At 73.0% G+C, this 21,541-nt stretch carries 18 protein-coding genes; 7 read left to right on the top strand and 11 right to left on the bottom strand.

Annotated features, from left to right (window positions below):
* Window positions 1-82: 82 nt before the first annotated feature.
* Genes F6B42_RS11460 through mtrA form a run of 3 tightly spaced genes read right to left on the bottom strand, consistent with a single transcriptional unit; the run spans window position 83 to window position 4,114 of the window.
* The gene (locus tag F6B42_RS11460; RefSeq protein WP_150419838.1) at window positions 83-1,759 is read right to left on the bottom strand and encodes an LpqB family beta-propeller domain-containing protein; all 1,677 of its coding nucleotides are present in this window, start codon (window positions 1,757-1,759) and stop codon (window positions 83-85) included.
* Window positions 1,756-3,426, bottom strand: coding sequence for an MtrAB system histidine kinase MtrB (gene mtrB / locus F6B42_RS11455; protein WP_150419837.1), 1,671 nt, complete (start codon window positions 3,424-3,426; stop codon window positions 1,756-1,758). The genes F6B42_RS11460 and mtrB overlap by 4 nt, the downstream gene beginning before the upstream one ends.
* Window positions 3,427-3,433: 7 nt before the next feature.
* Window positions 3,434-4,114, bottom strand: a complete 681-nt coding sequence (gene mtrA, locus F6B42_RS11450) for an MtrAB system response regulator MtrA (RefSeq protein WP_150419836.1) — start codon at window positions 4,112-4,114, stop codon at window positions 3,434-3,436.
* A 133-nt stretch (window positions 4,115-4,247) separates the two neighbouring features.
* On the opposite strand from mtrA, the gene F6B42_RS11445 reads away from it, so the two are divergent.
* From F6B42_RS11445 to F6B42_RS11425, 5 genes are read left to right on the top strand one after another with little or no spacing between them, the layout of a single operon-like run.
* On the top strand, window positions 4,248-5,474 hold the full coding sequence (locus F6B42_RS11445; RefSeq protein WP_150419835.1) for a glycerophosphoryl diester phosphodiesterase membrane domain-containing protein: 1,227 nt from the start codon (window positions 4,248-4,250) through the stop codon (window positions 5,472-5,474).
* Window positions 5,471-6,103 (top strand): DUF4129 domain-containing protein, encoded by a 633-nt coding sequence (locus F6B42_RS11440; protein WP_150419834.1) that lies wholly within the window; start codon window positions 5,471-5,473, stop codon window positions 6,101-6,103. The genes F6B42_RS11445 and F6B42_RS11440 overlap by 4 nt, the downstream gene beginning before the upstream one ends.
* 25 nt (window positions 6,104-6,128) lie before the next feature.
* The gene (locus tag F6B42_RS11435; protein WP_223878466.1) at window positions 6,129-7,274 is read left to right on the top strand and encodes a DUF4350 domain-containing protein; all 1,146 of its coding nucleotides are present in this window, start codon (window positions 6,129-6,131) and stop codon (window positions 7,272-7,274) included.
* Complete coding sequence (locus F6B42_RS11430; protein WP_150419832.1) at window positions 7,271-8,236, top strand: AAA family ATPase; 966 nt, start codon at window positions 7,271-7,273, stop codon at window positions 8,234-8,236. The genes F6B42_RS11435 and F6B42_RS11430 overlap by 4 nt, the downstream gene beginning before the upstream one ends.
* A gap of 5 nt (window positions 8,237-8,241) precedes the next feature.
* On the top strand, window positions 8,242-9,543 hold the full coding sequence (locus F6B42_RS11425) for a DUF58 domain-containing protein (RefSeq protein ID WP_150419831.1): 1,302 nt from the start codon (window positions 8,242-8,244) through the stop codon (window positions 9,541-9,543).
* 462 nt (window positions 9,544-10,005) lie between these two features.
* Here F6B42_RS11425 and katG read toward each other — a convergent pair whose 3' ends face one another.
* The 3 genes from katG to F6B42_RS11410 form a co-directional block, all read right to left on the bottom strand.
* Window positions 10,006-12,345 (bottom strand): catalase/peroxidase HPI, encoded by a 2,340-nt coding sequence (gene katG / locus F6B42_RS11420; RefSeq protein ID WP_150419830.1) that lies wholly within the window; start codon window positions 12,343-12,345, stop codon window positions 10,006-10,008.
* Window positions 12,346-12,417: 72 nt separating this feature from the next.
* On the bottom strand, window positions 12,418-12,849 hold the full coding sequence (locus F6B42_RS11415; RefSeq protein ID WP_150419829.1) for a Fur family transcriptional regulator: 432 nt from the start codon (window positions 12,847-12,849) through the stop codon (window positions 12,418-12,420).
* 72 nt (window positions 12,850-12,921) lie between these two features.
* Entirely contained in the window at window positions 12,922-13,917 is a 996-nt protein-coding gene (locus F6B42_RS11410) for a stage II sporulation protein M (protein ID WP_150419828.1), read from the bottom strand.
* Window positions 13,918-13,933: 16 nt separating this feature from the next.
* Here F6B42_RS11410 and F6B42_RS11405 point away from each other — a divergent pair, with 16 nt between their 5' ends.
* Complete coding sequence (locus tag F6B42_RS11405) at window positions 13,934-14,773, top strand: RDD family protein (RefSeq protein ID WP_223878465.1); 840 nt, start codon at window positions 13,934-13,936, stop codon at window positions 14,771-14,773.
* A gap of 51 nt (window positions 14,774-14,824) precedes the next feature.
* Here the strand turns inward: F6B42_RS11405 and F6B42_RS11400 are convergent, their stop codons facing one another.
* On the bottom strand, window positions 14,825-15,031 hold the full coding sequence (locus F6B42_RS11400) for a DUF3499 family protein (RefSeq protein WP_150419827.1): 207 nt from the start codon (window positions 15,029-15,031) through the stop codon (window positions 14,825-14,827).
* A gap of 86 nt (window positions 15,032-15,117) precedes the next feature.
* Here F6B42_RS11400 and F6B42_RS11395 point away from each other — a divergent pair, with 86 nt between their 5' ends.
* On the top strand, window positions 15,118-15,558 hold the full coding sequence (locus tag F6B42_RS11395; RefSeq protein ID WP_191089347.1) for a metallopeptidase family protein: 441 nt from the start codon (window positions 15,118-15,120) through the stop codon (window positions 15,556-15,558).
* Window positions 15,559-15,589: 31 nt separating this feature from the next.
* On the opposite strand, the gene F6B42_RS11390 is transcribed toward F6B42_RS11395, so the two are convergent.
* The 4 genes from F6B42_RS11390 to manA all read right to left on the bottom strand — a co-directional run bounded on the left by F6B42_RS11390 (window position 15,590) and on the right by manA (window position 21,532).
* Complete coding sequence (locus F6B42_RS11390) at window positions 15,590-16,981, bottom strand: DUF5719 family protein (protein WP_150419826.1); 1,392 nt, start codon at window positions 16,979-16,981, stop codon at window positions 15,590-15,592.
* Window positions 16,978-19,818, bottom strand: a complete 2,841-nt coding sequence (locus F6B42_RS11385; protein WP_150419825.1) for a glycosyltransferase — start codon at window positions 19,816-19,818, stop codon at window positions 16,978-16,980. Before F6B42_RS11385 ends, F6B42_RS11390 begins: the two co-directional genes overlap by 4 nt.
* 69 nt (window positions 19,819-19,887) lie before the next feature.
* Window positions 19,888-20,205, bottom strand: coding sequence for a WhiB family transcriptional regulator (locus F6B42_RS11380; RefSeq protein WP_150419824.1), 318 nt, complete (start codon window positions 20,203-20,205; stop codon window positions 19,888-19,890).
* A gap of 154 nt (window positions 20,206-20,359) precedes the next feature.
* On the bottom strand, window positions 20,360-21,532 hold the full coding sequence (manA, locus tag F6B42_RS11375) for a mannose-6-phosphate isomerase, class I (RefSeq protein WP_150419823.1): 1,173 nt from the start codon (window positions 21,530-21,532) through the stop codon (window positions 20,360-20,362).
* Between the last annotated feature and the right edge of the window lie 9 nt (window positions 21,533-21,541).

Here is a 21,541-nt window from a genome sequence, read left to right as displayed (position 1 = left end):
ACCACCCCGGGCGGGGATCAGCGCGTTGAGGCCGCCTCATGGGGAGGGACTGAAGAGGAACTGGTGAGGGACTCGTGAGGGATCAGCCGGGCGAGCCCTGCTGAGCTGCCAGGACCCGGATACCGCCCGTCACCGCCGGCCAGGTCTGTCCCTTCTGAGCGTACAGCGTGCGTCCCTCGTCGAGCAGGCGCACGGCGCGCAGCTGCGGGCTCCCGGCGATGGAGACGGCTCCGGGAGGCGCCGACACGGAGTCGCCGAACCCGCCCACCGACTGCGAGAGCACGACGTCGCCGTCCGCCTCCTGCGCGAGCACGGCGACCGTCGAACCGTCGATCCACGTGACGTCGAGCCCCGCCCCCGGGAGCGTCGCGAGGACCTCGCGATCGCCGAGACCGACGGGGACGCCCTCGTCGTCGCGCAGGATGCCGGCGACCCACAGTGCCGGACGGCTTCCGTCGCGCACGAGCGCGGCGATGCGCGTGCCGTCGCGCGAGACCTCGATCGCCGAGATCTGCGAGGCCCCCGGCCACGCGTCGGCGAACGGGATCGCGACGCCCTCGGGCGAGAAGGCCGTCAGTCCCGCGGGAGAGCCGGCCGGCACGCTCCACAGGTAGCCGGTCGGATCGATCGTGGGATCGACGAGCCCCGCGCGTTCATCGACGATCGTGACGGATCCGTCGCTGCGGACGCGCGCCGCCGCCCCCGAGCCCGTGCGCACCGCGGCGGACGCCCGATCGGGGTCGACCTCGATCGCGAGCGGCTGCAGGTCGACGACGGCATCCGAGATCCCGGGGATCGGCTCGAGCTCCGAGCCCGACAGGAATCCGAAGCCCTCGTCCGTGAGCACGAGCGGGCGGACGTCGACGCGCGTCGAGCGCACCGGCACGGCCTGCGCCGTCACGGGCTCGCCCTCGACGAGCATCTGCGCGCCGAGGATGCCCGCCGACTGCAGGCTCGCCTCCAGCTGCGCCTGCATGCGATTGCGCGTATCGGGACCGATCGCGAGTGCCGACGAGGCGAGCGGCACCTGCGCGACGCCGGTGTCGACGGGTACGGCGCGCGTCGCGAGCTCGAGGCTGTCGGGGAACGCGCTGACGACCGCACCCGCGAGCCAGGGGCTCGGCTCGCCGTCGATGAGCGCCTCAGCGATGTGGGTGGCCGCGTTCGTGGCCGGGAACCAGCGCCGATCGGGAACGAGGTAGGTCCACGTCGGGTCGAAGTACATCACCGAGTACTCACGGAAGACCGCCTGGAAGCGCGCGCGATCGAGAACGACACCGTCGGGCGCCTCGGCGATGCGCCATTCGCCGTCGACCTGGACGAGGCGGAAGCTGAGCGGGAGCGACCCGCCGTCGGACGCGCTGAGCGCCCCGGTCGCGTCGACCATCGCCTCAGGGGTCACGCTGACGCTCACCGCGCCGTCCTCGCCCTGCGTCACGACGCGCTGACCGGGGAGGTCGATCGTCGCGCGAGCCGTGGGCTGCCACGAACCGCGCGCGTCGGGTGCCAGGAACTGGCGGGCGGTGAGCCAGTCCTCGCGCGGTCCGGACCCGGCCGCGAGGAAGCCGGAGACGATCTGCTCGGGCGTCGCTCCCGGCGGCGGCGGATCGGGCAGGAACGAGAAGTCGACCGAGCCGGCCTCCTCGCCGATGGGATCGCCCGCGACGACCGCACCTCCGGTGGGGAGCCCGGTGCAGCCGGCGAGCGCGGCGACGGCACCGACGACGAGCGCGGCGAGGATCGAACGCAGACGGGTCACGACGTGCCCTTCGAAGGACGGTGGACGGCGATGGGCTGCGTGAGGCCGAGGTCGTCGAAGAGCACGCCGTCCTCCCCCGGGTCCACCGGCAGCGGTGAGTGGTCGTGCGGGCGATCGCTGCGACGCGGGATGGTGAGGACGAAGTTCGTGCCGCGGCCGAGCTCGGACCACACCGCGAGCGTCCCGCCGTGGAGCCGCGCGTCGCCGAGCGCGATCGACAGGCCGAGTCCGGTGCCCCCGATCGTGCGCCGGCGCGACGGGTCGGCACGCCAGAACCGGTCGAACACCCGCTCGGCGTCGGCCGGCCGCATCCCGAGCCCGTAATCGCGCACCCCGAGGGCGACGGCCCAGGCGTCGCTGTCGACGCTCACGACGATGGGCCGCCCCTCGCCGTGTTCGATCGCGTTGCCGAGGAGGTTGCGGACGATGCGGCGCACGCGGCGGGGATCCATCTCGACGGGCGAATACCCGCCCGGGGCGACGAGACGGACGTCGCTGCCGTGCTGCTCGGCGAGCTGCGCCATCGAGGCGATGACGTCCTCGGCGAGCTGGGTCATGCTCGTCGGCTCGGTCTCGAGCTGCACCGAGCCGGCGTCGTACCGGCTGATCTCGAGCAGATCGGTCAGCAGCACCTCGAAGCGGTGCACCTGATCGTGCAGCAGCTCGGCCGCCCGCGCGGCGGCGGGGTCGAAGCCGTCGCGTCGGTCGTTGAGCATGTCGGAGGCGAGCCGGATGGTGGTGAGGGGTGTGCGCAGCTCGTGCGAGACGTCGGAGACGAACCGCTGCTGCACCTGCGACAGCTCGGCGAGCTCCTTGATCTGAGCCTCGATGCTGTCCGCCATGGCGTTGAACGATCGTCCGAGCACGGCGAACTCGTCCTCGCCCCGCACGCGCAGCCGCACCTCGAGATCGCCCGCGGCGAGCTGCGAGCTGCTCTCGGCGGCGCGGGCGATGGGCTCGGTCACCGACCGCAGCACGATCCACGAGATGGCTCCGATGAGCACGACGAGGCCGAGACCGACGATCCACAGGGTGATCTGCACGAACTGCAGGGTCTGCGACTCGCTCCCCAGGTCGTAGCCCAGGTACAGCTCGTAGGCCCCCACTTCGGGCAGGAGGATCTGCTGACCGACGACGATGCCGGGAACCGTCCCCCCGTCGGTCGTCGTGAACCCGACGGACTGCCACCACTGGATCTCGCCGTCGCTCTGCACCCGGGCGCGCATCTGGTCGGTGACCAGCTCCGCCGGCAGCCCCGTCGAGTCGAAGTCCTGCGGCGCGATGGGTGAGGGCTCGGACGAGATGCGGAACGCGGCGATGCGGTCGGTCGACGAGAGCCGCTGCACCGAGTTCCGGACGCTCTCCATGAGGTTGTCGATCGCGACGACGTCTCCGGCCACCTCCGCGGCATCCAGCGTCGACTGCGCCGATGCCGTCGCGCGCTGCGCCTCGGCCATGATCTGCGCCGTGCGCGACTCGAACAGATCGTTCTGGATCGCCAGCGACATCCACACGAGGGCGACGGTGATGGTCAGGGCCGTCGCGCCGAGGGTGACCGCGAGCGTCCGGAACCGCAGCGAGCGACGCCAGGTCCGGGCGAGCCGGCGCGACCACGACCGCCAGCCACGCGTCGCGACCGTCGCCGTCGAGACGGTGCGGATCGGCATGGCCGGATCAGACCACGGCGCCGGCGCGGTATCCGACCCCGCGCACGGTCGTCACGATGCGCGGGTTGTCGGGGTCGACCTCGACCTTGGCCCGCAGGCGCTGGACGTGGACGTTCACGAGCCGCGTGTCGGCCTTGTAGTGGTACCCCCACACCTGCTCGAGCAGCATCTCGCGCGAGAAGACCTGCTGGGGCTTCGAGGCCAGAGCCACGAGAAGCTCGAACTCCAGCGGAGTCAGCGCGATCTGCTCGTCGGCCCGGCGCACCTCGTGTCCCTCGACGTCGACGACCAGGTCGCCGATGCGCAGCGTCTCGGCGGGTGCGGCGACGGCCGGGCGCAGCCGCGTGCGGATGCGCGCGACGAGCTCCTTCGGGTTGAACGGCTTGACGATGTAGTCGTCGGCGCCGGACTCGAGGCCGCGCACGACGTCGGCGGTGTCGGTGCGCGCGGTGAGCATGATGATCGGGATGCCGGACTCGGCGCGCACACGGGTGCAGATCTCGATGCCGTCGACGCCCGGGAGCATGAGATCGAGCAGGATCAGGTCGGGCTTCTCGGTGCGCCACGCCTCGACGGCGGCTGCGCCGTCGGCGCAGAAGACGGTGTCGAATCCCTCGGTGCGCAGCACGATGCCGATCATCTCCGCCAGCGCGGTGTCATCGTCGACAACCAGGATGCGAGAAGTCATGTCGGGGCGTTCGTCTTTCGGCTCGGGCTCGCGCGACGTGCGCTCTTTTACCGTACCCGACCGCCGCCTGACACGACCCGACACCCGTATGACACGATGGGAGCGACCGAGCCGACTGTTGTCAGGAGCGCACGTGACGGCCTACCCCTCGTGGACCCCCGCCCCGCGGCCCGGGATCATCCCGCTGCAGCCGCTCGGCTTCGGAACCATCCTCGGGCGCTCGTTCGCCGCGCTGCGTCAGAACCCGAAGGTGCTGCTCGGCTTCGCGCTCGTGGTGCAGACGGTCTCGCTCCTGGTCGTGACGGCCGCGCTCGTCGCCGTGGGGTTCGCGACATTCGGACGCCTCGCGACGCTGCAGCCGGGAACCGACGAGTTCGAGGCGGTGCTGGCCGGATCCATCGCGATCAGCGGTGCGACCGGACTCGTCCTCTCCCTCGCCGCCGGCGCGCTCGGCGTGATCGTCCAGGGCATCGTCGTGAGCGAGGTCGCCCAGTCGGTGCTCGCCGAGAAGCACACCCTCGGGGTGCTGTGGGGACGCGTGAAGCCGGTGGCCTGGCGGCTGATCGGATACACCGCGCTCGTCTCGCTCATCGTGTTGGCGGTGCTCGGCGTCCTCGTCACGGGCATCGTGGTGCTCGCGTTCGCCGCCGCGCCCGTCGCCGTCGGGCTCGCGATCCTCCTCGTCCTCGCGGCGATCCCCCTCAGCCTGTGGCTGAGCACGAAGCTCCTCCTCGTTCCGTCGGCGATCGTCCTCGAGCGCGCGAGCGTCTTCGGGGCGATCGCGCGCTCGTGGCACCTGACGCGCGGCCGCTTCTGGTCGACGCTCGGCATCGTCGTCATCATCTCGCTGTCGTTCAGCCTGCTCGCCCAGGTCGTCAGCGTGCCGTTCTCCTTCCTCACGGGCGCCGTCACGGCGGTCATCACGCCGACCGGCGACCCCGGACCGGGCGAGATCATCACACTGCTCCTCGGCACCCTCATCGCGCAGGCCTTCGTCACCCTCATCCAGACGATCGCGATGATCGTCCAGTCGACCGCGGGCGCGCTCGTCTACGTCGACGGCCGGATGCGGCACGAGGGCCTCGACCTCGACCTGTCGTCGTACGTCGACCGCCGGGATGCCGGCGAGCGCGACCTCCCCGATCCCTACCTGCAGCACGTCGGACGCGAGATGCCGCAGCGCAGGATGCCCACGTCGCCGCCCGCCGGCGGCTGGGCGGCGCCCGGCTATCCCCCCGCCCCGCCCGCGCCGTCCGCGTACCCGACGGCGCCGCCCGCCCCGCCCGCCCCGCCCGCTCCGCCCGCATCCGGCGCGTCCGCCACCGACTGGACCGCGCCGGGAGCCGACCGCGGCGCATGAGGTCGCTCGCCTTCCCGGTCGCCCCCGACCCCGACGAGGCCCGCCGCTGGGCCGAGGAGGAGCTGTCGAAGACCGCCTACCAGGAGGCGGAGCCGACGCCCATCGATCGCTTCGCCCGCAGCGTCGCGGAATTCCTCGGGTCGATCTTCAGCGGGCGGGTGCCCGATGCGGCCGGGCCGTGGCTCGCGGTGGTCGCGATCGCCGTCATCGTCGTCCTCGTCATCGTCGCGCTCGTCATCTGGGGCCGCCCGCGTCTCGCTGCGCGCTCGACGACGCCGGCACCGCTGTTCGGCGAGAGCGAGGCCCGAAGCGCCGTCGAGCTGCGCGCCGACGCCGTCGCGGCGGCCCGCCGCGACGACTGGGACGAGGCGATCATCCTCCGTGTGCGCGCCCTCGCCCGCGGGCTCGCGGAGCGGACGATCGTCGAGACCGAGCCGGGTGCGACGGTGCACCGATTCGCGGATGCCGCGACACGGGCCTTCCCGTCCGCGGCCTCCGACCTGGATGAGGCGGCCCGCTCGTTCGACGACGTGCGCTATCTGCGCCGGCCCGGCAGCAGGAGCGCGTACGAGCACGTGCGCGACCTCGACGAACGCCTGGAGCGCAGCCGCGCCGAGGTCCTCGCGTGAGCGGCGAGGTTCTCGCGTGAGCGCCGTGGCCTCATCGCAACGCCGACGCTCGGCGCTCGGCTGGACCGGCATCGTGGGCGGCCTCATCGTCGCGGGTCTCGCGGTCGCGGCGATCGCGGGGATCAACACGACCCCCGTGCGCGGTCTCCTCGACCCGGAATCGGCCGGTCCCGAGGGATCCCGCGCCCTCGTCGAGGTGCTGCGCGATCGGGGCGTCGAGGTGATCGTGGCCCGCGACCGCGACGCCGCCGTCCGCGCGCTCTCGGAGCAGGAGGCGACGCTCGCGCTCGGCGACACGGCCCCGCTCGACGACGCCGATCTCACCGACCTCCGGGATACCGCCACCGGCACCGTCCTCCTCGAGCCGCGCACCCGCGATCTCCGCCTCCTCGTCGACGGCAGCACCTCGGCGGGCTTCGCCGACGCGGCCGCAGCCCCGGAGTGCGCCGTGACCGAGGCGGAGATCAGTGGCGAGATCACCCCGGGCGAGATGTTCGAGCCGGGTGCCGGGACGGACGCCTGCTATCCGGTCGGCACCGGCTTCGGACTCGTCGCCGCCGGATCGGATGCGACTCGCGTGGTCGCGGTCGACGCCACCGCACTGTTCGTGAACGAGCACCTCGCCACCGACGGCCACGCGGCCCTCGCGCTCAATCTGCTCGGCGCGACCGGCGCCGTCGTCTGGTACCTGCCGTCGATCGGCGACGGCTCGATCGCCGCCGCGCCGACGCTGGGCGAGCTGACGCCGCCGTGGGTGACGCCGGCCATGCTGCTCCTGGCATCCGCCGCCCTCGCCGCCGCGCTGTGGCGCGGTCGCCGGTTCGGCCCGCTCGTCACCGAGAATCTGCCCGTCACCGTCCGGGCCGCCGAGACGACCGAGGGCCGCGCACGCCTCTACGCCGCCGCAGGCGATCCCGGCCACGCGCTCGATCAGCTCCGGCGCGAGGCCCTGGTGCGCATCGGCCGCGTGCTCGGCCTCGGCGGAGCCGATGCCGCGGCGATCGCCGATGCCGCCGCCGCGCGGCTCGACGCCGATCGCGCGCGGGTGCGCGGCATCCTGCTCGACGACGTCCCCCGATCCGATCGCGACCTCGTCGAGGCCGCCGACCGCCTGCGCGAGATCGAGCGGGCCGTCATCCGAACCGTCCGCCCCGAAAGGAAGACCCCATGAGCGAGACCGATACCGACCGGCTGCGCGAGGCGATGAACCGCGTACGCCTCGAGGTCGGCAAGGCCGTCGTCGGGCAGGACGGCGCCGTCACCGGCCTGCTGATCGCCCTGCTCGCGCGGGGCCACGTGCTGCTCGAAGGCGTGCCGGGTGTCGCCAAGACGCTGCTCGTCCGCTCGTTCAGCCGAGCCGTGGGCCTCGACACGACCCGCATCCAGTTCACGCCCGACCTCATGCCCGGAGACGTCACCGGCTCGCTCGTCTACGACGCGCGAGCCGGTGGCTTCGAGTTCCGCTCCGGCCCCGTGTTCACGAACATCCTGTTGGCCGACGAGATCAACCGCACACCCCCGAAGACGCAGGCGGCGCTGCTCGAGGCGATGGAGGAGCGGCAGGTCTCGGCCGACGGCGTCTCGCGTCCCCTGCCCGATCCCTTCCTCGTCGCCGCGACGCAGAACCCCGTCGAGCACGAGGGCACCTACACGCTGCCGGAGGCGCAGCTCGACCGGTTCCTCCTCAAGCTGCTGATCGACGTCCCCGGTCGCGATGACGAGGTCGCCGTGCTCCGCAGGCATGCCGACGGGTTCCGCCCGGGCTCGCTCGAGACCGCGGGTGTCACGGCGGTCGTGACGGCCGACGAGATCCGAGCCGCGCAGCTCGATGCGGCAGCCGTCGAGGTGTCGGACGACGTCATCGGCTACGTCGTCGACCTCGCCCGCGCGACACGCGAGTCGCCCTCGGTCGAGCTGGGAGCCAGCCCCCGCGCATCGACGGCGCTCCTCGCCGCGGCCAAGGCGTGGGCCTGGCTCGGCGGCTACCCGGCCATCACCCCCGATCACGTCCAGACGATGCTCGTCCCGACGTGGCGGCACCGCCTGCAGCTGCGCCCCGATGCCGAGATCGAGGGCGTGTCGGCCGACACGATCCTCAGCTCGGTGCTGCAGCAGACCCGCGTTCCGATCTGATCCTCGTGTTCGTCACCGGTCGTCTCGCGCTCCTCGTCGCCGTCGGGGTCGTCCCCGTCGTGCTCGCCCCCGCGGCCGGCCTCGACGCGGTCGCCGTCGCGCTCGCGTGGGCGGTGCTCTGCCTCGCGGTCGTGGCCGTCGACGTCAGCGTCGCGGGGTCGCCCCGCGCGCTGGGCATCGAACGCCGGCTGCCCGCGCGAGCCCGGCTCGGCGAGTCGGTGGCATCGACCGTACTCGTGCGCAACGACGGTCGGCGCCGCGTGCACGGGCTGCTGCGCGACGGGTGGCAGCCGACCGCGGGAGCGGGGGCGGCCAGGGCCGCGCTGGAGGTGCCGCCCGGCGAGCGTCGCGCCGTCGTGCTGCCGCTGCTCCCCCGCCGTCGCGGCGAGCTGCGCACCGCCTTCGTCGCGGTGCGCAGCTCCGGGCCGCTCGGGATCGCGGGTCGCCAGCGCGTGCTCGACGCTCCCGGCGCGCTGCGCGTGCTGCCCCCGTTCACGTCGCGCCGGCATCTGCCCTCGCGCCTGGCGCGGCTGCGCGAACTCGACGGCAACACGAGCATCCAGGTGCGGGGACGCGGCACGGAGTTCGACAGCCTCCGCGAGTACGTGCGCGGCGACGACGTCCGATCGATCGACTGGCGGGCGACCGCGCGAGCGGGGACGACGATGCTCCGCACGTGGCGACCCGAGCGCGACCGGCACGTCGTGATCGTCATCGACACCGGGCGCACGAGCGCCTCCCGGGTCGGCGACGGCGTCCGGCTCGACGCGTCGATGGAGGCGGCTCTTCTGCTGAGCGCCCTCGCGACGCGCGCCGGCGACCACGTCCATCTCGTCATGTTCGACCGCGCGCGGCGAGCTCGCGTCACGGGGGTCGACGGGGCTCGACTGCTTCCCGCTCTCGTCGACGCGATGTCGCCGGTCGAACCCACGCTCATCGACACCGACTGGAGCGCCGTGGCCGCCGAGGTCCGCGCGCTCACCTCCCGCCCGTCGCTCGTCGTGCTCCTGACCGCGCAGGACTCCCCCGACGGCGCCCGTGGCTTCCTCGGCGCCCTCCCGGCCCTGACCGAGCGGGCGACCGTGCTGGTCGGCACGGCGATGGACGCGCCGGAGGCCGGGCCCGCGCAACGCACCGCGGACGACGTGTACCGCGAAGCGGCGATCGCACGCGCCGTCCGCGATGCCGATCGGGTGGCCGCTGCGATCCGACGTGCCGGCGGGGAGGCCCTGACCGCGTCCGCCGATAGCCTGCCACCCGCCGTGGCCGACCACTACCTCGCGCTGAAGGCGGCCGGCCGGCTTTGACGCCGTGATCCCGGGGCCGGCTCGGGCCGAGGCGCGGCATCCTTGTCCCTCTTCCCGCGTGTGGTGTCCCACCTTCTGTCGCCTGGCGGGCAGTGAAGCAGCAGAAGGTGGGACATACTGCAGCCTCCGCATTGCGCCGATCCGTCCGCGCCCGGCACGTTCTCAGGACAAACGAGTCCGCGAACGCCCTACGGCCTCACACGCCCCCAGAACACCTGAGAACGACGGCCCGCGCGCCCGGCACGCACTATACGTCGACGCCGCGCAGCCGACCGCGCCGGCAGCCGCATTCGTGCCGCGCAGGTTCTCAGGAAGAAGAATCGCCCCGAACGACCTCCGACCCACCACGCCCGCAGAATTCCTGAGAACGGGCAGCCGTCGACCGAGCCCGTAACGCGGAAAGGCCCGCCCCCGGAGTCGGGGGCGGGCCTTCCGGCATCCGGCGATCGGATGCCGCGGGGCTCAGCGCAGGTCGAAGCGGTCGAGCTCGGTGACCTTGGTCCAGGCCGCGACGAAGTCGCGCACGAACTTCTCGCTCGCGTCGTCCGAGGCGTAGACCTCGGCGATCGCGCGCAGCTCGGAATTGGAGCTGAACAGCAGGTCGACGCGCGTGCCGATGCCGATCTCGGATCCGTCGGCGTTCACGCCGCGGAAGGCGTGCGACCCCGGGTCGAGCGGCTTCCATGTGGCGCCGAGGTCGAGCAGCTTCACGAACACGTCGTTCGTCAGCGTGCCCGGGCGGTCGGTGAAGACGCCGTACGACGATCCGTCGTAGTTCGCACCGATGGCGCGCAGGCCGCCGACGAGCACCGTCATCTCGGGGGCGCTCAGCGTGAGCAGGTTCGCCTTGTCGATGAGGTGGTGCTCGGCGGGGAGCACCGCGTTCGGGCCCTGGTAGTTGCGGAAGCCGTCTGCGGCGGGCTCGAGGTGGCTGAACGACAGCTCGTCGGTCTGCTCGGCCGTGGCGTCGGTGCGTCCGGGGCGGAAGGGCACGGTGACCTCGACGCCGCCGTCACGAGCGGCCTTCTCCACACCGGCGTTGCCGGCGAGGACGAGCAGATCGGCGAGCGACACCTTCTTGCCGTCGGTACGGGCGTCGTTGAACGATGCCTGCACGCCCTCGAGCACGCTGAGCACGCGCTGCAGCTGGGCCGGGTTGTTGACCTCCCAGTCCTTCTGCGGGGCGAGGCGGATGCGCGCGCCGTTGACGCCGCCGCGCTTGTCGCTGCCGCGGAAGGTGGATGCCGCGGCCCACGTCGTGGCGACGAGCTCGGCCACGGTGAGGTCGGTCGCAAGGATCCGCTCCTTGAGCTGAGCGGCATCCGCGTCGTCGATCAGGTCGTGGTCCACAGCCGGCAGCGGGTCCTGCCAGATGAGCTCCTCCTGCGGCACCTCGGGTCCGAGGTAGCGGGCGATCGGGCCCATGTCGCGGTGGGTCAGCTTGAACCAGGCGCGGGCGAACGCGTCGCCGAAGGCCACCGGGTCGTCCTTGAAGCGGCGCGAGACCTCGTCGTAGGCGGGGTCGACGCGCAGCGCCAGGTCGCTCGTGAGCATGCGGGGCTCGCGACGGCCGTTCGAGTGGGCGAGCGGGACCATGTCGGCGCCGCCGCCGTTGATCGGACGCCACTGGTGTCCGCCGCCGGGGCTGCGCATGAGCTCCCACTCGTACGCGTAGAGGATGTGGAAGAACTCGTTGTCCCAGCGGGTCGGGTGGTAGGTCCAGGTGACCTCGAGGCCCGACGTGATCGTGTCGTCGCCGTGACCGGTGCCGTTGTTGTTCTTCCAGCCCAGGCCCTGCGCCTCGATGCCGGCCGCCTCGGGGTTGTCCTCGAGGTTCGAATCGGGTGCGGCGCCGTGGGTCTTGCCGAAGGTGTGGCCGCCGGCGATGAGGGCGACGGTCTCCTCGTCGTTCATGCCCATGCGACCGAAGGTCTCGCGGATGTCGCGAGCGGACTTCAGCGGGTCGGGCTCGCCGTTGGGGCCCTCCGGGTTCACGTAGATGAGGCCCATCTGCACGGCGGCGAGGGGCTTCTCCAGGTCGCGGTCGCCCGAGTAGCGCTCGTCGGCGAGCCACGTCGTCTCGGGGCCCCAGTACACGTCGTCGTCCGGCTCCCAGACGTCGGGACGTCCACCGGCGTAGCCGAAGGTCGAGAAGCCCATGGACTCCAGCGCGACGTTTCCGGCGAGGATCATGAGGTCGGCCCACGAGATGGACTGGCCGTACTTCTTCTTGACGGGCCACAGCAGGCGGCGCGCCTTGTCGAGGTTGACGTTGTCGGGCCAGCTGTTCAGCGGCGCGAACCGCTGCTGGCCGGCGCCGCCGCCGCCGCGCCCGTCCGTGACGCGGTACGTGCCGGCGGAGTGCCAGGCCATGCGGATCATGAGCGGGCCGTAGTGGCCGAAGTCGGCGGGCCACCAGTCCTGGGACGTGGTGAGGACGGCCTCGACGTCCTTCTTGACGGCCGCGAGGTCGAGCGCCTCGAACGCCGCCGCGTAGTCGAAGTCGCCGCCGACGGGGTTCGCCTCGACGGGGTTCTTCTTGAGGATGCGGAGGTTCAGCTGGTTCGGCCACCAGACGTGGTTGGCGTTGCCGACGGTGGGATGCGGCTGGCCGCCGTGCGAGCCGTGACCCTGAGCCGGCGCGTCGCCGTGCATCACGGGGCAGGCCGAGGCGTCGTTCGGGCGCGGGCGGGTCTCGCCATCGGCGCGCTCGTCCTCGGGGGTGTCGATGGGGGTGACGGCCTGGTCGGCTTCCGTCACGTCCTCGCCGAGGGGCGCGGACTGCGGGTCGCGATCGCTCATGGTGATCCTTCCGTAGCGGTTGAGGGGAGTCGGGTTGGGGGGGGGAGAGTCGGTTGCGGAGAGGAGAGGTGGTCAGGCGGCGGTGTCGATCGCCGCGCAGGCGGCGCACCGCCCCCAGTAGGTCACTTCGGCCGAGACGACGGCGAAGCCGTGATCGTCGGAGGGATGCAGGCAGGGCGCATGGCCCACCGCGCAGTCGACGTCCTCGACGCGGCCACAGCCGGTGCACACGAGGTGATGGTGGTTGTCACCGACGCGCAGCTCGAACAGCATCGAACGACCGGCCGGTTCGATGCGCCGCGCGAGACCTGCGTCGGCGAAATCGTTGAGCGCGTTGTAGACGGACTGCCGGCTGGCCTGGGGCATCGCCTCCGCGACGAGCGCGAAGATGTCGTCGGCGCTCGCGTGCGGCCGGGCGCGGAGGGCCGCATAGACCGCCGCGCGCGAGTCCGTGACACGCAGCCCGACGGCGCGGATGGCCTCCGGCGCGGTCACGATCGTCATGACCCCAGTCTAGCCACTTTCTTTGATCGGATCAAAACAGGAGCCGGGGGTGGTGTCACCCGCGGCATCCGATCAGCCTGCGACGAGCCGAGGCGTGCCAGCCTCGTACTCGGTGAGATCCCCCGTCTCGCCGCGCCGAGCCGCCAGGCGGCCGAGACCGAGCATGTAGGCGAGGAAGACACCGAGGGCGAGAGCGCCGAGACCGATCTTCACCGGCCAGGGCCAGGGTTGGGCGGTGACGAAGCCCTCGACGAGGCCGGCGAGCGCCAGAGCGAGGATGAGTCCGATCGCGACGGTCGCGAGCGACCGGCCGGCTGCCGCCAGCGCCTCGCCGCGGCCGCGCGGTCCCGGCGCGATCCATGCCCAGAAGATGTGCAGGCCCGTCGCCCCGGCGACGAAGATGCACGTGAGCTCGAGCAGGCCGTGCGGCGCGATGTGCAGCAGGAACACGTCGCCGCGGTCGAACGCGATGAGGATCGCCGCGGCCTGCCCGATGCTCACGGCGTTCTGCATGAGCACCATGAGCGGCCAGACTCCGGTGATGCCGAAGAGCACACACTGCGCGGCGATCCAGGCGTTGTTGGTCCACACCGTCCCGGCGAAGACGGCCGCGGGGTTGTCGCTGTAGTACGCCGTGAAGTCGTTCTCGGCGTACTGCTCCAGCTGGGCCTGCGAACCGAGGGAGGCGATCGCCGCCGGGTCGCCCGACACCCAGAAGGCGACGAGCGACGAGATCACGATGAACGCGACTGCGACCGCGAGGGTCGTCCAGCGCACCCGGTACAGCGCGGCCGGAAGCTGGTGGAGGAAGAAGCGCGGCAGCTGGCGCAGCACGTTGTCGCGCGTCCCGGTCAGCCGCAGCCGCGCACGCGAGAGGATCATCGACAGCCGGTCGCCCTCGACGCTGCGGCCGGCGGAGGTCTTGATGTCGGCCAGGTCGGCGGATGCGGCCCGGTACCGGGCGACGAGCTCGTCGACGCCGGCGCTGGAGAGCCGCCGGGCACGGCCGAGCTCGTCGAGCCGATCCCATTCGGCGCGGCGGGCTGCGACCAGGGCGTCGAGGTCCATTTGCTTAACTGTACCCATGACGATGCCCGCCGCCACGGTCGAGATCCGTCAGGACGAGATCCTCACCGGCGAGGCCGTCGCGCTCGACGTGCAGCCGCTCGGCTTCTTCCTGCGCGCGGTCGGCGCCCTCATCGACGTGCTGTGCTCGATCGGCATCCTGCTGCTGTTCTTCTTCGTCGCGAACTGGATCGTCGGCGGCCTCCGTCTCGACTCCCTGTCGCCCATCCTGACGATCAGCGTGCTCGTCCTCGTGCTCGTGGTCATCCCCACCGCCGTCGAGACGATCACCCGCGGACGCAGCCTCGGCAAGCTCGCGGTCGGCGGGCGCATCGTTCGCACCGACGGCGGCGCGACCGGGTTCCGGCAGGCGTTCATCCGAGCGCTCCTCGGCGTGCTCGAGATCTGGTTCACGTTCGGCGCACTGGCCGGCATCGTCGCCACCTTCACCCCGCGCTCGACGCGGCTCGGCGACATGGTGGCCGGAACGTACTGCGAGCGGACACGCGCGCCGAAGCTGCCCTTCCCCGCCGGGCCCGTCCCCGATCAGCTCGCCGAGTGGGCTCGCGTCGCCGACGTGGCACGGCTCCCCGACCGCGTCGCGCGGCGAGCCGGTCAGTTCGCGCGGACGGCCGCGGGAATGGATCCGACCGCACGGATGCGGTCGGCCGAGCGCATCGCGGCCGAGGTGCGCCCCTTCGTCGCGCCGATCCCACCCGCCGATGCCGAGACCTTCGTCCGCGCCGTCGTCGCCCTGCGCCGCGATCGCGAGTTCGCGGCACTTCAGCGCATCGACCAGCGAGCGCAGTCGCTGACGGGCTCCGCGCCGGACGCACCGCGGGGTTTCCCCGTCCGGTGAATCCCGTGTCGACCGCGCCGATCGGGCCGTCGACGACGTCGGGCCCGCGGGTCAGACCCGCAGGGTCTCGTGACGGATGACGACCCACCCCTTCGGCACCGACAGGCGGTCGGTGTGGATCGCGCAGAGGTCGTGCGCGTGCGGATCGGTGCCGCCGCCGAGCGGTCCGAGCGCCGCCATCTGGTCGCCGTAGTCGTACGTGAGGGTCGTCACCGCCTCGCGGGCGCACCCCACCTTCGAACAGAGTCTCTCGCGCATCCCTCCCACGGTAACGGCGGTGGCGGCTCTCGACCGGGATGCCGCGCCGAGGCCCGCCGGACGACGGCACGCATAGGATGGGCGTCATGATCCGCCGCCGCTCGCGCCCGGCTCCCCCGCAGCCGCAGCGGCCCTCGCGCCACGGCCGTCACGGCCGCGATGACCGCAGTCCCGTCGTCCGTCCCCCGCTGCCGCCCCTCGAGACGCGGCCGGAACGCTTCGACTTGGCGGTCGGCACCGCGGCCGAGTTCCTCCGCAGCGCCTGGCCCGAGCTGCGCGAGGTCCGCTTCGAAGTCGCCGGGATGCCCCCGGCCAGCGACGACGACGGCATCCCGCGGTGGAGCGTGTCGACCGAGCAGAAGCGCATCATCCTGTACCGCCTGCCGATCGAGCGCCTCGGCCGGCTGCACCGCAACGACGATCTCCACCGCCGGATGGCGATCGAGAGCAGCGTCTTCCGGGCGGCGGCGGAGTACCTCGACCGCGACCCGTGGGATCTCGGTCCCGATCGCTTCCGGTTCTTCTGATCCTGCGCGCGCGGATCCCGGCCGGGTGGCGTCAGGGATAGACGGTCAGCTGCGCCGCCGCGGTCGCCGATGCGTCTACCGCGTACGAGCCGAGCTGCCCGGCGGCGCTGAAGCCGACGGCGGCGCGCACCGTCGCCTCCCCCGGATCCAGCCGGTACACCTCGCCCGCGACGAGCGGGACGGATGCGGTCGACCCGCCCGCCACCGGGAGCGTCTGCGGCGCCGCGCCCGAGAGCGGTGTGAGCGTCACGGTCGCGTCCGTCGCCGCCGAGACGGCGAGCACCGGCGACGGTCCGCCGGCGACCGCGACCAGAGTGGGCGCGTCGATGGGCGGGGCCGCGGTGGACCACGCGAAGTCCGCCGGTGCGCCGAGATCGGTCGAGGTCCACGCCGCGGCGACGACGGGCGCGTCGGCTGAGACCGAGACGGTGTAGACGCCCACCGGCATCCCGGTGACCTCGAGAGCGACCGGGCGGTCCGCGACGAGAGCGATGTCGTCGTCGCGCGAGACCTCCGCGCCGGTCGCGACGTCGCGCACGACGACGGAGGCGGTGGTGTCGGATGCCGTGGCCAGGAGCCGCGCCGTGAGACCGCCCGCCGAAGCCGCACCGTCCGGCGGAACCGTGACGTCGACGGCCGGGATCACCTGCTCGGCGGCGGGTTCGGCGGTGGCGCCGACCTGGTCCACCCCGCCCGCGATCAGGGTCCGGGTGAGCGCGGTCTGCAACGACGCTCGGACGGGCGCCCCCTCGGCCGTCGCGCGGATGACGGGGCTCTCCTCGCCGCGGGCGAGCGCGGCGAGCGGGATGGCCCGCTGCGCTCGGGCCGCGACGACGACGTCCTGGCCCGCGACCGGATCCTGGGCGCCCTGGGCTCCGAACACGCGCAGGTCGACCCGCGCGGCGACATCGCCGGGATTCGTCAGGAGCACCAGGTCGCTCGCTCCCGTGGCCGCCGATCCGCCGACGAGCCACGACTCGAGGGCGGGGCGGGAGCAGGCCGAGACCGCGAGGCCGCGGAGATCTTCGTCGGCGAGCGTCGCCGCGGACGCGGCCGCGAGGTCGGACCGCTCGCCGCCCGCCGGATCGGCGGCGAGGGCGACGGGCGACTCGACGGCGGCGCGATCCGGCGTCGAGAGGGCGAACTCGGATGCCGTGGCCCCGTCCGATCCCGAGACCAGAGCGCCCGGGGCGGCTTCGGTGATCGCACCGGCGGCCGTCTCGTCGCGTCCGAGCGCGAGGAGCGGACCGTCGCACGCCACGATCGAGCGAGCCGCATCGGGTGAGACGTCGCGCCCGAGGGCGGCCCGCTCGGTCGTCGGCCACGGAGCCAGCGCGGCGGCGGCCACGCCGCCGGTCACGATGACGGCGGCCAGGGCGCCTCCGATGATGCGGACGACGGGACGCGTTCGTGCGGAGCTCATCGGGCGACCTTTCGTCCCGAACGCAGGCCGGCGACCCGCGGGATGACGCGCGACGCCGATCGACTGCCCCTGGTGGGCAGGGCGAGGAGGAGTGCGATCCCGAAGACGATCGCGGTCGCCGTCCATCCGGCCGCGGCCGCGGCGCGCGCGGCGACAGGTGCGTCGCTTCGAGCCTCGACACCCTGCGAGAGCCGCCACAGCTCGCCCTTGTCGGTGAGACCGACGACGTCGAGTCCGTCTCGGCTGTCGAGCGCGGTCTCGGCGGCGAGTCGGGTGGTGCGGGCGGCCGCGGGCTCCCCCGCCGTTTCGGGCGACACGAGGACGAAGGCGATGCCGTGGTCGCGCAGGCGACCGACCACGTCGCCCGCGGAGTTCGACAGGAGATCGGCGGCGACCTGGGCGAGCTCGCCGTCGGCGGGCGTCAGCGAGGTGCGCGCCGAGACGAGCGTCGACTGTCCCCCGACGGTGGCGCTGCCGCCCCAGACGACCTCGGCGGCGACGCCGGAACCGGTCGGGCGGAGGATGACGGTGCCGATGCCGGAGGACCCGCGGCCTTCGGCGGCGATGTAGGCCGGGAGGGTGCTGACGTCGCCGCGGCCGATCGCCGACCGGTCCATCGCGTGGGCGGTGAGCGCGGGGAACGCCGCGGCGGCGACGCCCGACAGGACGACGGCGGCGACAGCCGTGCGCGCGGCCCGCGCTGTCGTGACGGTCTCGAGGAAGAGCAGCGCACCACCGGCGATCCCCACCCACGCCAGGCTCAGGGCGGTGCCGGGCCACAGCAGGATCGGAGTCGTCGCGGTCACGGCGATGGAAACGCCCGCCGCTGCGAAGGCGGTGAGGATGCCGACGACCGCGAGCGCGAGGAGGATGCCGCCCGCGAGGCGGCGCCGCGAGAAGACGGCGCCCACGGCGACGAGCAGGAGCGGCGCGGTCAGGGCGACGATCCACAGCGACGGCCCCGTGGCCCCCAGCATCGCCGACCAGCCGGGGTCTGCCGGGAATCCGGCGGCCAGCAGCATCCGTCCGATCGCATCCGCGGGGAGCGCGCTGCCGGGGAGCGGCACGCCCGGGTCGGCGAGCAGCGACCACGGGTCGTTCTCGCGCAGCCGGGCGATGACCATGGGGGCGGCGAGGGCGATCGTCGGGACGAGGAGCCACGCCCACCGGAATCCCGCCCGTCGTCCGCGGAGTGCGGCGGCGAGGATCAGCCCGAGGAACCAGACGACCGCTGCGGGGACGGCGAGGATCGGGGCGCAGGCGACGACGATCGCCAGCAGGATCGAGGCGGTGCCCGCGTTGCCCCAGGACCGGTGAGCTGCAGCGCCGGTGAAGACGAGCCAGGGCAGCACGAGGTGGACGATGACGGCCGCGGGGCGCCCGTCGGTCAACGCGACGAGGAAGGTCGGGGCGAACGCCCAGAGCACGGCGCCCATGATGCGCAGCGTCGGTCGTTCGGTGACGCGGGTCGCCGCGAACCAGCCGCCGAGGACGGCAAGGGGCAGCGCGAGCAGCCAGAGCAGCACCATCGCGCGCGACGGCTCGGCCGGCGACGCGCTGCCGAGCAGGGCGATGACGAGGGAGAACGGGTCCGCCGGCCCGATCGTGTCCCAGCCGAGCGGGCGCTGCACCCCGATCGCCTCGTCCCAGAGTCGCGACGCCGACGAGGCGAGCGGTGCCAGCGCGCCGCCGCCGATGGACGGCCAGCTGAGCGCGGCGGGGAGGGCCGCGACCGAGACGACGAGCGCGGCGAGGACGGCCCAGGCGCCGCCGCCCGAGAAGAATGCGAGGTCGGTGCGGCGGATGCCCGCGCCGCCGGACTCGTCTTCGACGAGTCGTTGACGGAGCACGCGGTTACTCACCCGCAGCGGGGCGAGCTGCGCCCACGAGGCGCGGCGGTGGTTCGCGATGCGACGCCGCGCACGCGCCACCGGGACGAGACCGACGAGCACGGTGGCGGCGGCCGACCACTCCGGGCCGATGCGCGCGGGGCGCTTGCCGACGAGATCGAGGATGGTGCGCCACAGCGCCAGCGGGAGGAGCGAGAGCCAGTGGAGCGCGACAGCGGGGGCCGGCGCGTAGACGAGGCGACGATGGAGCTGCGCGACGCGCGCCGCATGGACCCGGCGCGCTCGGGCGGCCGTGGTGCGGGGCGCGGGCGGACCGGCCACGCCGTCGGAGGCGACCGCGATCAGCGACGTGGGGGCGAGCACGACGCGGCCACCCGCGAGCCGGACGCGGACGCCCAGGTCGAGACCCTCGTCGGCGCCGTGGAGCGCGGGATCGAGTCCGTCGAGCTCACGCCAGGCTGCGGCGTGCACGAGCAGGCCCCGGACGTCCCCGCCGAGCACGTCCTCGGAGGCGTCGTGCTGGCCCTGGTCGTGCTCGCCGTCGGCGAGTCCGACGGCGCTGCCGAGCCGGGTCATCGAGCGGCCGAGGGAGACGATGCGCGTCCGGTCGTCCCAGTCGACGATCTTGGGGACGGCCACGGCGACGGACGGGGCCGTCTCGAGTGCGGCGGCGAGACGGCTCAGCGCGTCGGGCTCGGGCGCCGTGTCCTGCGCGAGCAGCCAGACCGCATCGCCGTCGAGCCGCCGCGACGCCATCGCGAGCGCCGCGGCGTAGCCGGTGCGAGCGGGCGCGGTGATGACCGCTTCGGCGCCGGACTGCTCGGCCAAGCCCCGCAGTCGCTCGTCTCCGCCGCACAGCACGATCGTGAGTGCGTCGACGCGACGCGTCTGCTCGCGGAGGGCGGCGAGGGTGCGCGTGAGGTGGAATGCCGCGGGCGCACGTCCATCGGGACGCACGACGAGCAGCGCGTGGACTCGGACCGGCATGACCTGGTCAGCTTAGGCGGGCGGTGCGCCGTTCGCGGCATCGGCCGCGCGGGTCGCCCAGATCCCGAGTCAGGCGCGGCGCTTGAGCTTGCGGCGCTCGCGCTCGCTGAGTCCGCCCCAGATTCCGAACCGTTCGTCGTTCTGAAGTGCGTACTCGAGGCACTCGCCGCGCACGTCGCACGAGGTGCAGATGCGCTTCGCGTCGCGGGTCGAGCCGCCCTTCTCGGGGAAGAACGCCTCGGGGTCGGTCTGGGAGCACAGGGCATCGGTCTGCCAGGCCAGGGCGCTGTCGTCGCCCTCGGTCGAGGGCCGTCGGACGCCGGGGACGCCGAGGTCGACCGGATCGACGAACCAGTTGTCGGGGACGCCCGAACGGTATGCCGTCATATCGTGTTCCCTCCCCGCCGACCGTCACGCGAGTCCGCGTGTCTTGATTAATTACACCCGTGTCATTCGCTCGGGTCAAGTCGCGGATCGTAAACCCTCAAGGAGCTCTTTAACCTTTGCGGCGCGTCACCGGCGTGTCGCGGACCGCCGCGTGTCAGGAACGACCGGGCTGCGCGATGAACGCCTCCCCCGATCCGACGAGGCGGATCGACGACGCAGCGGCGACCACGGCCGCCCGTCCGGGGACGAGGTCGACGGCGTCGGCGTCGGAGTCGGTCGTCACGCTGAGGCGCCCGGCCGTGACGAGGACCGTCGCCGTGCCGATGAGCGTGAGCTCGACGGGGGCGTCTTCCGTCACCGTCGCGCGCTGGAGCGCGAAGTCCGGCACGTCGACGTCGTAGGCGACGACGCCGTCGCCCGACGGGGTCGCTTCGATGACGGGGGCGGGCCCGGGAGTCGTGTCGACGACGCGGAGCAGCTCGGGGACGTCGACGTGCTTGGGCGTCAGGCCGCCGCGCAGGACGTTGTCGCTCGCGGCCATGAGTTCCACGCCGAGACCGTCCTGGTAGGCGTGGAGCACTCCGGCCGGTGCGAAGAGCGCTTCGCCGCGCCGCAGTCTGACGAGGTTCATGAGGAGCGCGACGATCACTCCCCCGTCGCCGGGGAACTGCCCGGCGATCTCGCCGAGGAACCTCTGCTCGTCTTCGTAGTCCGGGATCTCGGCGACCCTCAGCGCCGCGACGACATCGGGCACCGCAGCGACGCCCTCGTCCGAGAGCGCCCACGCGAGGGCGCCGTGGAGCACGGTCGCATCGTCACCGTCTGCCTCGAGGATCGCCTGCAGCGCCTCGACACCGCGCAGGCCGCCGGACTCATCGGCGAGGCGCGAGACGAATCCCCGCGTCCGGTCGAGGGGGCGCAGCCCGACGAGGGCCCAGAAGTCCTTCGAGAGGGCGACGATGATCTCGGGCTTGTGGTTCTCGTCGCGGTAGAGACGCTCCGTCGCATCGCGCGGGATGCCGGCGGCCTCCTCACGCGCGAAACCCTCGGCAGCCTGCGCTCGCGACGGGTGCGCCTGAATCGACAGCGACATCGACGCGGCGAGGATCTTCATCAGGTACGGCAGCGGGGGCTGATCGGCATCCGCCAACGCGTCATCGAGCGTGCGGCCGGAGCCGTCGTCGACGCGTGAGGGACTGCCCGGATGGTCGCCGTACCAGATCTCGGCCTCGGGCTTGCCTGTGGGCTCGCGCCCCTCGAGTTCGGAGATGAAGGAGATCGAGCCCCAGGCGTAGTCGCGCGGCGTGTTCGAGATCGGGATCAGCACACGACCAGC

The sequence above is a fragment of the Microbacterium radiodurans genome (assembly GCF_008710705.1).
In the GTDB taxonomy this organism is placed as follows: domain Bacteria; phylum Actinomycetota; class Actinomycetes; order Actinomycetales; family Microbacteriaceae; genus Microbacterium; species Microbacterium radiodurans.
This window is presented reverse-complemented; position numbering and strand designations above follow the sequence as displayed.

Bases quoted from the DNA above. Each gene is read 5' to 3' on its own strand.
- F6B42_RS11430 (WP_150419832.1), top strand. From the start codon at position 7,271: ATGAGCGAGACCGATACCGACCGGCTGCGCGAGGCGATGAACCGCGTA.
- F6B42_RS11440 (WP_150419834.1), top strand. From the start codon at position 5,471: ATGAGGTCGCTCGCCTTCCCGGTCGCCCCCGACCCCGACGAGGCCCGC.
- F6B42_RS11400 (WP_150419827.1), bottom strand. From the start codon at position 15,031: ATGCGCGAGAGACTCTGTTCGAAGGTGGGGTGCGCCCGCGAGGCGGTG.
- katG (WP_150419830.1), bottom strand. From the start codon at position 12,345: ATGAGCGATCGCGACCCGCAGTCCGCGCCCCTCGGCGAGGACGTGACG.
- F6B42_RS11390 (WP_150419826.1), bottom strand. From the start codon at position 16,981: ATGAGCTCCGCACGAACGCGTCCCGTCGTCCGCATCATCGGAGGCGCC.
- F6B42_RS11405 (WP_223878465.1), top strand. From the start codon at position 13,934: ATGACGATGCCCGCCGCCACGGTCGAGATCCGTCAGGACGAGATCCTC.
- F6B42_RS11415 (WP_150419829.1), bottom strand. From the start codon at position 12,849: ATGACGATCGTGACCGCGCCGGAGGCCATCCGCGCCGTCGGGCTGCGT.
- mtrA (WP_150419836.1), bottom strand. From the start codon at position 4,114: ATGACTTCTCGCATCCTGGTTGTCGACGATGACACCGCGCTGGCGGAG.
- F6B42_RS11395 (WP_191089347.1), top strand. From the start codon at position 15,118: ATGATCCGCCGCCGCTCGCGCCCGGCTCCCCCGCAGCCGCAGCGGCCC.
- F6B42_RS11385 (WP_150419825.1), bottom strand. From the start codon at position 19,818: ATGCCGGTCCGAGTCCACGCGCTGCTCGTCGTGCGTCCCGATGGACGT.
- F6B42_RS11380 (WP_150419824.1), bottom strand. From the start codon at position 20,205: ATGACGGCATACCGTTCGGGCGTCCCCGACAACTGGTTCGTCGATCCG.
- mtrB (WP_150419837.1), bottom strand. From the start codon at position 3,426: ATGCCGATCCGCACCGTCTCGACGGCGACGGTCGCGACGCGTGGCTGG.
- F6B42_RS11410 (WP_150419828.1), bottom strand. From the start codon at position 13,917: ATGGACCTCGACGCCCTGGTCGCAGCCCGCCGCGCCGAATGGGATCGG.